9 protein-coding genes are annotated in these 12,698 nt (G+C 71.0%); 6 read left to right on the top strand and 3 right to left on the bottom strand.

All coding sequences use genetic code 11. The features are described 5' to 3' along the window. Window positions 1-10 precede the first annotated feature (10 nt). Window positions 11-832, bottom strand: a complete 822-nt coding sequence (locus RIN75_RS33770) for a helix-turn-helix transcriptional regulator (RefSeq protein WP_309116137.1) — start codon at window positions 830-832, stop codon at window positions 11-13. A 309-nt stretch (window positions 833-1,141) separates the two neighbouring features. On the opposite strand from RIN75_RS33770, the gene RIN75_RS33765 reads away from it, so the two are divergent. Continuing rightward, window positions 1,142-2,122 (top strand): aldo/keto reductase, encoded by a 981-nt coding sequence (locus RIN75_RS33765; protein ID WP_309116136.1) that lies wholly within the window; start codon window positions 1,142-1,144, stop codon window positions 2,120-2,122. Here RIN75_RS33765 and RIN75_RS33760 read toward each other — a convergent pair. Further along, the gene (locus RIN75_RS33760; protein WP_309116135.1) at window positions 2,119-3,618 is read right to left on the bottom strand and encodes a substrate-binding domain-containing protein; all 1,500 of its coding nucleotides are present in this window, start codon (window positions 3,616-3,618) and stop codon (window positions 2,119-2,121) included. The two genes, RIN75_RS33765 and RIN75_RS33760, sit on opposite strands and share 4 nt — an antisense overlap. Before the next feature lie 256 nt (window positions 3,619-3,874). Between RIN75_RS33760 and RIN75_RS33755 the strand changes: the two genes are divergently transcribed. Together RIN75_RS33755 and RIN75_RS33750 are read left to right on the top strand one after the other, a co-directional pair. After that, complete coding sequence (locus RIN75_RS33755) at window positions 3,875-4,621, top strand: methyltransferase domain-containing protein (RefSeq protein ID WP_309116134.1); 747 nt, start codon at window positions 3,875-3,877, stop codon at window positions 4,619-4,621. A gap of 31 nt (window positions 4,622-4,652) precedes the next feature. Further along, the gene (locus tag RIN75_RS33750; protein WP_309116133.1) at window positions 4,653-8,615 is read left to right on the top strand and encodes an alpha-(1->3)-arabinofuranosyltransferase family protein; all 3,963 of its coding nucleotides are present in this window, start codon (window positions 4,653-4,655) and stop codon (window positions 8,613-8,615) included. Here the strand turns inward: RIN75_RS33750 and RIN75_RS33745 are convergent. Beyond that, window positions 8,590-9,795, bottom strand: coding sequence for a polysaccharide biosynthesis protein (locus RIN75_RS33745; RefSeq protein WP_309116132.1), 1,206 nt, complete (start codon window positions 9,793-9,795; stop codon window positions 8,590-8,592). The two genes, RIN75_RS33750 and RIN75_RS33745, sit on opposite strands and share 26 nt — an antisense overlap. A gap of 135 nt (window positions 9,796-9,930) precedes the next feature. On the opposite strand from RIN75_RS33745, the gene RIN75_RS33740 reads away from it, so the two are divergent. From RIN75_RS33740 to RIN75_RS33730, 3 genes are read left to right on the top strand one after another with little or no spacing between them, the layout of a single operon-like run. After that, a complete protein-coding gene (locus RIN75_RS33740; RefSeq protein ID WP_309116131.1) occupies window positions 9,931-11,526 on the top strand; it encodes a hypothetical protein in 1,596 nt (531 codons plus the stop codon). A 3-nt stretch (window positions 11,527-11,529) separates the two neighbouring features. Beyond that, window positions 11,530-11,703: a hypothetical protein gene (locus RIN75_RS33735; RefSeq protein ID WP_309116130.1), complete on the top strand. Its 174-nt coding sequence runs from the start codon at window positions 11,530-11,532 to the stop codon at window positions 11,701-11,703. A 2-nt stretch (window positions 11,704-11,705) separates the two neighbouring features. Next, window positions 11,706-12,428: a class I SAM-dependent methyltransferase gene (locus RIN75_RS33730; RefSeq protein WP_309116129.1), complete on the top strand. Its 723-nt coding sequence runs from the start codon at window positions 11,706-11,708 to the stop codon at window positions 12,426-12,428. Window positions 12,429-12,698 lie beyond the last annotated feature (270 nt).

Below are 12,698 nucleotides of genomic sequence, written 5' to 3'. Positions count from 1 at the left end.
CGCCGGCTGATCACCCGTGAGAGCGGTCTTGGATCTCCCTCTCAAGAGTGAGAAGCGCCTTCTCCGTCACGTCGTCGTCCGGCAGCAACACCACCAGCCGGCACTCGTCACCTCCCGCCACCACAAGCCCTTCAAACGCGAACCGCAACTCCCCGACCACCGGGTGCACCCACCGCTCAACCCCACTCCACCGGGGCAACGCACTACCGGCCCGCCCACTGAACTCCCGCCCCGCAACGATCGAAAGCTCCTCGACCACCACGGCCGCCGCATGATCCCCCAAATCCGCCGCCGCCCTCACCCCCGCAGCCCGCTCATCGGCAACGGCATCCCAATCCGGAAACACCTCCCGCGCCCGAGGATCGGTGAACACGTACCGCGCCAGATTCGGCGCGCCTCCGTCAAACAACCCAATGGGCAAGGCCAACGCCCGAAACCCATCGGTACACGCCAACACATCCCCAGCCGGATCAACCACATAGGCAAAATCCAACCGATCAAGCACCGCCAACACCGAGTCCCGAACCGGCTCCCTGACCGCCACCGCCGCACACGACGCCCCAGCCTTGACCAACCGATGCAAATGCGCCCGTTCCTCAGCAGCCAACCCGAAGACATCGGCCAGCGCCCCCAACACGGAAGCCGAAGGCTGCCTATCACTCCCCCGCTCAAGCCGAATCAGGTACTCGACACTGATCCCAGCCAACGCAGCCACCTCAGCCCGCCGCAACCCAGGCGTCCGCCGCCGCGTCCCCACCGGCAACCCGACCAGTTCCGGCCTGGTCGCCTCCCTCCGAGCGCGCAGGAACCTGCCCAGTGCGGAGTCACCCATGCCCACGAGCCTAGTTGCCACCAAAACGCCCAGGCCGGGACCGCCAACAGCTTTTCGGCGCGCAGCGCCGCCGGGCGTGCCGCCGGGGCACACACCTCAACCTGGGCTTCTTGCTTGTGTCATCCTTGGCGGCCCGCCCGCCGGCGAGGCGCTTTTGATCTTTGAACGAGACGCTCCACGCTCAAATCCACGCTTCGCGGGTCAAACAGGACACACTCCACGCAAACTTGAGGAGGAACGCGATTCCCGCTCCAGAGGGTCCCTCCCACGGTCTCCCTCCGCCCTCCCCACCCCGGCACCCTGGCACCCATGAAGTACCGACTGTTCGGGCAGACCGGCCTGCGGGTCTCCGAGTTGTTGCTGGGCACCATGGTCTTCCAGGACCGCGCTGAAGCGAGCCGCATCGTCGGCACCTACGCCGACGCCGGCGGCAACGTCCTCGACACCGCCTCCGCCTACGGTGACAGCGAGACCATCCTCGGCGACATCCTGGCCGACACCGACACCAACCGCGACCGGTTCGTCCTGGCCACCAAGTACACCCTCTCCCGCGACGCCGCCGACCCCAACGGCGCCGGCAACCACCGCAAGAACCTCCGCCTCTCCCTCGAACGCAGCCTCCAACGCCTGCGCACCGACCACGTCGACATCTTCTGGGTGCACATCTGGGACCGCCACACCCCCGTCGAAGAGACCATGCGCGCCCTCGACGACGCGGTCAGCGCAGGCAAAATCCTGTACGTCGGCATCTCCGACGCACCCGCCTGGGTGGTGGCCCACGCGAACACCCTGGCCCACCTCCGCGGTTGGACGCCGTTCGCCGGCATCCAAGTGCCCTACAACCTGCTCAAACGGGACATCGAGCGCGAGTTGCTGCCCATGGCGGAGACGTTCGGGTTGAGCGTGGCCGCGTGGGCACCACTGGCCGCCGGCAAGCTGGTCGGCGGCTCCCGAGTCCAGCCCGACGCGCACGAACTACCTGCCATAGAGGCCCTGAAAACCATCGCAGCCGAACTAGGAGCAACCCCCGCCCAGGTCGCGCTGGCCTGGACCCGAGCCAAATCACCAACCGTGTTGCCCATCATCGGCATCAGCAGCGCCACCCAACTCACCGACAACCTCGGCGCGCTGGACCTCGAACTCCCACCCGAAGCCATCGCGGAACTCGACACGGCGACGAACTTCGAGATCGGGTTCCCCGGCGACTTCATCGCCCAGTGCGAACCATCAGCCTTCGTCTTCGGCGACAACGCGACGAAGGTCGGCCCCCGCCTACCGCGCCTCAGCTAGGGCTTGCACGAAGGCGGCTGGCACAGCATCCCGCTCAGCGCCGTGTGGAAGATGCCGGAGATCGCCGCCGGATCGGGCGTGGTGAACGCCTTCCCGCCGGTCGCCGACGCGATCTCGGTCAGCTCCGCCAGGTCCGCGTCCCCACCGATACCCAGGGCCACCACGGGCAACGGGCGGCGCGGGTCCTGGAGGGCGGCGAGTTCCGCCAAGAGCGTTTCACGGCTGATGCCCGCCGGGTCCTCGTTGCGCCCGTCGGTCATCACCACGACCACGTTGAGCCGACCGGACTCCCAGTTCTCCCGAGCCGACCGGTAGCCGGCCAGGACGCTGTCGTAGAGGCCGGTCGCGCCGCCCTCGATGGCGCGCACCGAGCGCAACTTCTCCGGCGACCCGCTCGCCAGGTGCTCGGCGACGGTCTTGACGGGCAGCAGTTCGCGGTGGTCGCGGTCGCCGTCGAGGTTCGTGGAGAACAGCCACACGCCGACCTTCGTGGTCGACTTGACGATGCCGAACCCGGCTTCGGCGGCCCCGACCGTGACCGCCATCCGGTTCTTCCCGGTACCCGGCACGGCCTGGCCCATCGAACCGGACACGTCCAGCAGGATGTGCAGCCTCCCGCTCAGGTTGATGACCGCCCACTGGTTGAGGACCTCGTCGACCACGTCAGGCTCGGGCACGGCGACCGGCTCGACCCGCTCGACCACCTGCTCCGCCGCCGCGTGGCCGTCCGGGGAGCGAAGGTCCCCGGGCAACGGCGTCTCCAGCAGCGCGGACAACAGCGCCTGGGCGGTATCACGGTCGCGGGCCTGCGGCAGAACGGTGAACGGGTAGTCCAGCGCCGGCACGGCCGGATCCGGATACACCGGCACCAACCGCTTCCCAGCCCCATCGCGGTTGTGCTTGAGCAACGCCTGTTCCGACAACGCCACCGCAGGTCCGTCCGAAGCGCCCACCCCGGCGGACAGCTTGCGCAGGGACACGGTCAGCTCCGCCGAGTCCGCCGCCAACTGCCGCGCACCGACCACCACCGACAGCCCCACCGGGTCGCGTGCCGGGTCGGGCAAGCCCACCCTCAGGTCGGCCAGCACCCGGTTCCACGAGGTGGGCATCCCCAGTCCGGCCGCGGCCTCCTCGGTCAGGCCCAGGACCACCGGTGACATCGCCACGGACGTCCCGCGCACCGGCAGGTCCCACGACTTCCCGGCCTGCGCCCGCCGCAACCAGGTCGTCGAGGACGGGATCCAGACGTCCACGCCGGCCAGGTTCTCCGCCACCAAAGCGGAATCCCGGGCCGCCACACTCACCTGGGCGCACGTCAAACGAGCAGCCGCCGCCTCTACAGCGGGCGCCAGCTCAGGCGCCACGCTGACCGACAAGGCGCTCACGCGCGAACAGTCGCCGGAGCCGAAGCGCAGGTGCGGCACACCGACCCACGCGGCCACCGCGAGCAGGAGGAGCACCCCGAACACCACGGCGGGAGCACGCCGAGCACGCATGTCCACTCCCGTCGACCACGCCATCCCCGTCGACCAGACGCCATCCCCGCCGACCGCGCACCGCCCCGCCGACCAGACGCCACCGCCGTCGACCGGACGCCACACCGCCGACCAGACGTCATCGCACGTTAACCCACCTCCGGCCAACGCCTCTTGTCCCCGCGCACAACATCTTCTGTCGCCCGGACCAACGCCCCGATGGCTACATTCCCGACACGAGCGCCCACGGCTCCACGGGAGAGATCGGGAAGATCGGGTGGACTTCGACCAGGTTCGTCAGGACTGGACCACGCTCGGCGCGCAGGACCCGCTGTGGGCGGTGAGCGTGGCGCCGGACAAGCGCGGCGGGCGGTGGGACGTCGACGAGTTCCTCGCTCAGGGCCGGCGGGACGTCGAGCGGGCCCGCGCGTGGCTCGACCGGCTGGGTCTGCCGACCGCCTGGGACCGGGTGCTGGACTTCGGGTGCGGCGCGGGGCGGCTGTCGCAGGCGCTCGCGGAGCACGCCGAGGAGGTCGTCGGCGTGGACGTGTCGGTGCCGATGCTGGAGACCGCGCGGGCGTTGGACCGCAGCGGCGGGCGCTGCCGGTTCGTGCTCAACGAGTCGCCCGACCTGCACGTGTTCCCCAGCGGCAGCTTCGACCTGGTGTTCTCGGAACTGGTGCTCCAGCACCTGCCCAAGCGGGTGATCACCGAGTACCTGGCCGAGTTCGTGCGCGTGCTGCGGCCGGGCGCGGTGGCGCTGGTCCAGTGCACGACCCGTCCACTGTGGACGCTCAAGGGCATCGGGTGGCGGATCGCGCCCAACCCGGTGGTCCGGTTCGCACAGCGCGCCGTCCTCGGCTACCCGGCGCCGATGCGCATGACGGCACTGCCCGAAGCGAGGGTGCGGGCAGTCGTGAACGCGCACGGCGGCGAGGTCGTGGACACCGCCACGACACCGGAACCCGAGACGCACTGGGTGTCCACCAGATACGTGATCCGCAAGCTCGGTGGGAGGCGCTGACATCCGCACCAGGCCGACCCCCTGGGTGCTGGTGGGACTGACGGTCCTGTCGTTCCTCCAACTCCCGGGGCGCACCACGTTCGACACCAAGCTCGACCTGGTCGTGGACCCGGCCGCGTTCCTGGGCCGCGCGCTGCACCTGTGGAACCCCATGGCCAGCGGCGGCGAACTGCAGAACCAGGCCTACGGCTACCTGTTCCCGATGGGGCCGTTCTTCCTGCTGGGCGACCTGGCGGGGCTGCCGCCGTGGATCACCCAGCGCCTGTGGTGCGCGCTGCTGCTGTGCCTGGCGTACGGGGGCGCGCTGCTCCTGTCGCGGGCCATGGGGATCGGCAGCGAACCCGCCCGGCACGTCGGCGCCCTGGCCTACGCGCTGGCCCCGCGGATGCTCACCGAGATCGGCCCGCTGACCGCCGAGATGCTGGCCGCGGTGATGCTGCCGTGGGTGCTGCTGCCGCTCGTCAAGGCCGACCGTCGGGGGCCACGCAAAGCCGCGGGGTTGTCCGGGTTGGCGGTCCTGGGGATGGGCGGGATCAACGGCGCGGTCGTGGTGATGGCGCTGGTCCTGCCGGGGTTGTGGCTGCTGACCCGGAAGTGGTCGTGGCCGCACGTGAAGCTGGTGCTGTGGTGGGCGGGCGCGGTGACGGCGGCCGTCCTGTGGTGGCTGCTGCCGTTGGTGCTGCTGGGCCAGTACAGCCTGCCGTTCGTCGACTACGTGGAGTCCGCGACCAACACCACCTCGCCGACGTCGCTGTTCCAGGTGCTGCGCGGCACGAACCAGTGGGTGGCCTACGTCGTGCAGGGCACGCCGTGGTGGCCGGCCGGGTTCCTGCTGGTGGACAACCCGTTCCTGATGGCCGCCACCGGTCTGCTCGCGGCGGTCGCGCTGGCCGGCCTGGCCCGCACGAGCCTGCCCGAGCGGCTGTTCCTGACGCTGGGCGTGGTCACCGGGGCCACGCTGCTGACCATCGGGTACGTCGGCGCGCTGGACAGCCCGCTGTCCGAGACGGTCCGAGCCCTGCTGGACGGCCCGCTCGCCCCACTCCGCAACGTGCACAAGCTCGAACCCGGCCTGCGGCTGCCGCTGTCCCTTGCCCTCGCCCACGCCCTGACCGGTCGGCTCCCCCTGCTGCGGCGGGTGGTCTCGCCGGTCCTGGCGCGTCGGGCACGGGTGGCGGCGGGCGCGCTGGTCGTGGTGGTCGCCGCCGCGCCGGCCTGGTTGCTCACGCTCCGACCCGGTCCGGGGTGGGACGAGATCCCCGGCCACTGGGAGGAAGCGGCGGAGTGGTTGGCGCAGGCCGACCCCGGGTCGCGGGCGCTGATCGTGCCCGGCACCGGGTTCGCCGAGTACACCTGGGGCCGGCCGATCGACGAACCGGTGCAGGCGCTGGCGCGCTCGCCGTGGGCGCTGCGCAGCCAGATCCCGCTCGGGTCGGAGGGCAACACCCGGCTGATGGACGCCGTGGAGGACGCGCTGGCGGACGGTCGCGGCGCGCCCGGCCTCGCGGACTTCCTGGCCCGGTCCGGGCACCGGTTCCTGGTGCTGCGCAACGACGTCTCCCGCGTGGAGACGGACGTGCCGCCGATCGCGGTGCTGCGGACGGCGTTGGAGCGGTCGCCGGGGATCAAGCGGGTGGCCGGGTTCGGGGAGGCCGCACCCTCGCCGGTCAAGGTCGACACCACCCTCCCCGCCGTGCCCGCGCTGGAGGTCTACGAGGTCGAGCGGGACGTCCGGCGGGCGGTCGCGGTGGCGGCGCAGGACGTGGCCACGGTCAGCGGCGGCCCGGAATCCCTGTTGCCGCTGCTCGACTCCGGGCTGCTCGCGGCCGACCGGCCGACCGTGCTGGCGGGTGACGGCGGTGCCCCGCAAGGCACGGACTGGCTGGTCACCGACGGTCTGCGCAACCGCGAGCGGAACGTGGGCCGGATGCGGGACAACCTCGGCCAGACGCTGACCGTCGACGAACGGCCCCGCCAGGTGCGGCCCGCGCTGGACGTGCTGCCGTTCGACGGGCTGGAGCACCGGACGGTGGCCGTGCACCGGGGCATCCGCGGGATCACCGCCTCGACGTCGGCCGGGTTCGCGGACTCGGTGCGCGGCTCGGACCAGTCGTCGATGCCGTTCGCGGCGGTGGACGGCGACCCCTACACCGCCTGGCAGTCGTCCACTGTGGACGGTGCGATCGGGCAGTGGCTGGAGGTCGCGCTGGACACGCCCCGGGTGGTGACCGAGGTCGGCCTGCGCGTGGTGGACGACCGCCGCGTGGGCTGGCCGGTGACCCGCATCCGGATCTCGACCGACGCGGGCGAGGTCGAGCACGAGGTGGAGCGCGGGCAGGGTGAGCAGCGGTTCCCCGTGGCGGCCGGGTTGACCGGTCGGGTGCGGGTGACCGTGCTGGCCCTCGCGGCCGGCCGGACCACGGGCAACGCGGGCATCGCGGAACTGTCCGTGCCCGGTGTCGAGCCCGAGCGGGCGCTGCGGGTGCCGTCGGACGTGGCTCCGGCGGACGGGCAGCGGACGGGGTTCGCGTTCAGCCGCGGGGCGCAGCCCCGGTTCGCGTGCCTGCGGGTGGACGGCGTGGTGCGGTGCGACGCGGGCCTGACCCGGTTCGGCGAGGAACCCTCGGGCGTGCACCGGCTGTTCCGGACCGGCGCGAAGGCGACTTACACCGTGGACGGGACCGTGCTGCCGGCCGGCGGCGCGACGCCTCCGGTGCGGCTGCCCGGGGTGACGGTTTCGGGGTCCACGCAGTTGGCCGGTGACCCGGCTGCGGCTCCTTCGATGGCCGTGGACGGTGATCCGACCACGACGTGGATCGCCGACCACACCGATGAGCGCCCGACCCTGCGGTTCACGTTCGACGAGCCGCGGGAGGTGCGGGGGCTGAAGGTTTTCGTCGACTCCGGATCCGGTGCGAGTGCACCGTCCGAAGTGGACATCACGACGGCGGCCGGGACGGTGCGGCGGCCGGTGGGTGATGGCGGAGTGGTCGAGTTCGAGACCACGACGGACCGGGTCGAGGTGTCCGTGGTGCGCCGGGAGAGCTTCGACGGGCCGCCCGGGATCACGGAGTTGTCGCTGGTCGGCGTCGACCTGCCGGCCACCACCCCGGACACGCCGGTCACCGCGCCGTGCGGGCAGGGGCCGTCGTTGCGGATCGACGGGGTCGAGTACGACACGTCGGTGTCCGGCACGGTGGCGGACCTGGTCGAGCACCGGCCGTTGCGGCTGACCACGTGCCCGGACCTGGCCGAGGGCTTGGTGTTGGGCGAGGGCGACCACGAGCTGCGGGGCGGGCGGTCGGCGGACTTCGTGGTGCAGGACGTGTGGTTGAAGCCTTCCGGTGCGCCGGCGGCGCAGGTCCGGCACCGGTCCGTGGATGTCGTGTCGTGGACGGCGGCTTCGCGGGAGGTGCGGGTCGGGGCGGGCCCGGATGCGGTGCTCGCGGTGCCGGAGAACGCGAACGACGGTTGGGTGGCGACCGTTGACGGCAAGCCGTTGGAGCGGACACGGGTCGACGGGTGGCAGCAGGCTTGGGTGTTGCCGTCGGGTGGGCCGGTGACGGTGGCGCTGGAGTTCGTGCCGGACTCGTCCTACCGGTCGCGGTTGTTGGTGGGTGCGGCGGCGGTCTTGGTGCTGGTCCTGATGGCTGTGGTGCCGGGGCGGCGGCTGAGGGTGTCGGTCGGGGCCGGCGGTGACCGATGGGTGCCGTGGGTGCTGGTCGTGCTCCTCGGGTTGTTGGGTGGCATGGCGGGTGTGGTGGCGTTGCTGTCGTGCCTGTTCCTGCGCAGTCTCGTGCCGGACTACCGGCGTGCGGTGTCGATGGCGTTGGCGTTCGGCGGGATGCTCGTCGCCACGGCGGTGGGTGTCACCGGGCGGGCGCTGGGGCACGGGCAGGACTGGGCGTACGGGACGGTCGCGCAGGCGGCGGTGCTCGTGGCACTGGCCGCCGTGGTGTCCGCGCGGATCAGGTGGCTCGACCGTGCCGCCTAGCGCGTGCCTCCACGACCGCGCCGGACACCACCAGCCCGGCCGTGGCGACCACGGCGGCCGACACGGTCTGCGCCGGGGAGTCGTTGAGCCACAGCATGACCAGCGCGGTCTCGACTCCGACCGCCAGCCACAGCAGCAAAGTGGCCTTGCGGTCGCGGCCCGCGATCCGGGCGTAGAGCAGGAGCTGCGCGAGTGCGAGCAGGGTGCCGACGAGCGCGAACGCCCACAGCGGGAGCGCGGTGTCGGCGTAGGACTGGCCACCGATGATTCGGGTCGCCGTGGGGCCGAACAGCGCCGCGCCGAGCACGACCACGCCGTCCAGGGCGGCGCAGATCGCAAGCGCCGATCCGAGCGCCTTCCCGCTGCCCTCGGGATGGGCCAGGCGGGGCAGGAGGATGACCGCGATCGCGTGCGGCAGCCAGTAGGCGATCTTCGTCAGCACCGCGCCGACCGCGTACTCGCCGGACGCGGCGGCGGGCAGGACGTGCCGCGCCAGCAGCAGGTCCAGGTTCACCAGGACGACCACGGCGAGCAGGGCCTGACCGGCGTGCAGCACTTCGCGGACGTCGGTCGTGGCGAACCTGGCGGGTGTCGGTCGCCGGCACGCGAGCCAGCCGATGGTGGTGGAGGCGGCGGTGCCGATGGCCGCGCCGGCGAGCGTCCCGGTGGTGGTGCCGGTCCATGCGAGGGCGATGAGCGCGCCGCCGACGCGGCTTGCGGCTTCGAGGGCGACCAGTACGCCGAACAGTGCGTACCGGCGGTCACCTTGGAGGAGGCCGTGCCAGAGGCCGTTGAGGGTGAGCGGTCCGACGCAGAGAGCCAGCCAGATGACGGCACCGACGTCGGATACGCGGAGGAGTGGGACGGCGATGGGGACGGCGAGGGCGGCGAGAGTTGTGACGGCTGTGGCGATGGCGAGACCCAGGCCGACTACTGGCTGGCGCGACTTCTCCGGGTCGGCGGCCACTTTGAGGGCCACGTAGGTCTGCAAGCCCATCGCGGGGACCGCGCCGACGAGCAGAACGGCCAGGAGGGCACCGAGTTCGCCGAACGCGGCTGGGGCCAGCACCCGGGCCGCCACCACGGTGAGCACGTAGCCCGAGGCGTTGGCGACCATCACGCCGGCGGTGACCGCGAGGGCTTGGCCGCGCACGGGTTGCCGGGTCGAGCTGACGGCCACGGCGGACCTCCGGGGTCAGCGAACGGTGTGGTGTGCAGCGAGCAGTGTGTGCACTGTAGCCGGGTGCGGGGGCGGTGAGAACCCTTGATGCGGCGGCTGATCCTGCCCGGGTGGAGTGTGATTCTGGCACTTGCCGTGCTGTTTCCCTTGCTGGGGCGCGGGTTCGTGCTGTCGTACGACATGGTGTTCGCGCCCGAGCAGTCGTTGTCGCCGGACGGGGTGGGGGCCGGGAGCACGCCGGCGCGGTCGGTGCCGGCGGACGCGGTCGTGGCGTTGCTCACCTGGGTTCTGCCTGGTGACGTGGTGCAGAAGTGTTTGCTGGTAACGGCTTTGGTGTTGGGGCCGTGGGGAGCGGGGCGGCTGGTTCCGTCCGGGGTTGTCGGGACTCGGTTGGTTGCGGCGACTTTCTACGGGTGGACGCCGTACGTTGCCGAGCGGTTGTTCATGGGGCATTGGCCTTATTTGTTGGCTTATGCGTGTCTGCCTTGGGTTGCGGCGGCTGGGTTGGCGGTTCGGCGCGGGGAGCCGAAGGCGTTGACGCGGTTGGTGTTGTGGGTTGCGCTGGGGGCGTTGACGCCTACCGGTGGGGTGCTGGTGGGTGCCGTCGCGTTGGCTGGTGCGGGGTGGCGGAGGGTGGTGAGGGTTGCGCCTGCGGTGGTTTTGGTGAACCTGCCGTGGGTGGCGCCGTCTGTGGTGAGGGCCGGGGCGGTGTTGTCCGCGCCGGAGGCGGTGTGGGTGTTCGCCGCCAAGGGCGAGAACTGGGGCGGTGCGGTGGTGGCCGTGCTGGGGTTGGGCGGGTTTTGGAACGCCGATGTCGTGCCGGCTAGCCGGGAACTGTCGCTGGTGCCGGTGTTGACGGTCGCGGTGGCGGGGTTGGCGGTGGTGAGTTTTCCCCGGCTGGGGCGGGAGTGGGGCTGGGGGTTGGTTGGTTTGGGCGGGGTGGGGTTGGTGGCTGCGCTGTTTGCGCATCTGCCGTTGGGGCGTGGGGTGTTGGAGTGGGCGGTCGCTTCGGTGCCGGGGGCGGCGTTGTTGCGGGATGCGCAGAAGTGGGTGGCTTGGTGGGCGCTTCCGTTGGCGGTCGGGGTTGCGTTGACCGTGGAGGTGGTGGGGCGGAGGCTATCGCGGGGGCGGGGAGCTGTGCTGGCTGTGGCGGTGGCGGTGCCTGTTGTGGCCATGCCGGACCTGGCTTGGGCGGGGTGGGGACGGCTTGATGTGGTGCAGTACCCGGGGGATTGGGGGCGGGTTCGGGAGGTGCTGAGCGGAGACCCCCGGCCGGGGGATGTGCTTTCGTTGCCGTTGGGGGCGTTTCGGCGGTTCGAGTGGAATGGCTACCGCACGCAGCTGGATCCCGCGCCTCGGATGTTGCCGCGTACGACCGTCGTGGATGACACGGTGTACGTCAGCGGGGTTGCGGTGGCCGGTGAGGACACGCGGATGCCGGCTGTCCGGCGGGCGTTGGAGCGCGGGGACCTTGGTGCTGCGGGGATCGGGTGGGTGCTGGTGGAGCACGGCACGCCTGGGGCGTTGCCTGATTTGAGCGGGTTGGACGAGGTTTTCCGGGGGCAGTGGCTCACCCTGTACCGGGTGCCGGGGGTGGTGGTGGTCGTGGCGCCGGAGAACCTCGGGGTTGCGGTCGCGGCGAATGTCGTGGGGTTCGGGTTTTTGGCTGGATGTCTGTTGTGGCAATGGTTACCGGCCGGTAGATTGGTGTTCCACCGACGCGAGGAGTGACCCGTGGGCAAGATCGTCGCAGCAGTCGTCGTGGTTCTGGCGGGCATCGCCCTGGCGATCGGCGGCACCGTGGCACTGGTGAGCGCCAACAGCCCCGACCGCAAGGTCGAGCTGGAGAACGCGCCCGCCGCGAACGGTGCGGGCGGCGTCGTGGACTACGGCACCGTCAAGCGCTGACCGTGCACGCCGCGACACTGGGCCGGTCGGTCAAGCTGTTCCGCGCGTTCCGCAACGAGCAGACCGACCGCGACACGTTCTACCGCACGCTGGCGGAGGACTCGGCGAACCAGGTCGAGTCCTTCACGTCCTTGGCGGGCAAGCTCTTGTTGGATGTTGGAGGCGGGCCGGGGTACTTCTCGGAGGCTTTTCGCGGCAAGGGCGCCCGGTACGTGGGGCTGGACCCCGACGTGGGCGAGTTGTCCGCGCGCGGCGCGCCGGGGCAGGACATGGTGCGGGCCAGCGGGACGAACTTGCCGGTGCGGACCGGTTCGGTGGACGTCTGCTACTCGTCCAACGTGCTGGAACACGTGTCCGAGCCGCACGCGATGCTGGCGGAGATGGTCCGGGTGACCAAGCCGGGCGGGACGGTGTTCTTGTCGTTCACGCCGTGGCTGTCGCCTTGGGGCGGGCACGAGACTTCGCCGTGGCACTACCTGGGTGGGGACTTCGCGGCGCGTCGGTTCGCGGCGAAGAACGGGGCGGAGCCGAAGAACCGGTTCGGGGTCAGCTTGTTCGCGTTCTCGTTCGGGGCCGCGTTGGGGTGGCTTCGGGGGCGGGAGGACGCCGTGCTGGTTCGCGCCTTCCCGAGGTACCACCCTTCTTGGGCGGCTTGGGTGGCTCACGTTCCCGGGTTGCGCGAGGTCGCCAGTTGGAACGCTGTCTTGGTCATGCGCCGTCTTTGACTTTCAAGAGCTTTGGGCATCGCTTCGCTCTTGAGCCTTACGCGCTTCGCGCTCTCAAGATCAAAGCTTGAGAGATCAAAAGCTTGGAAGATCAAAAGCGAAAAGCGGTGCTCGCCGCGCGGCAAGCCACCGGGGGGGTGGAAGGGCGTCGGTTCGTCCCCCGTACGGCCTGCCGGAGGCAACCACCCTTTGGTCTTCTCCGCAACCGGAAAAGCTGGTTGCGGAGAAGACCAAAGCGCGGTTGGGCTGCGCCCAGGCCGTACGGGGGAC

The organism is Saccharothrix sp. (assembly GCF_031180885.1).
Taxonomy (GTDB): domain Bacteria; phylum Actinomycetota; class Actinomycetes; order Mycobacteriales; family Pseudonocardiaceae; genus Actinosynnema.
Note: the sequence above shows the minus strand (reverse complement) of the source record. Positions and strands in the feature narration are given on the sequence as shown.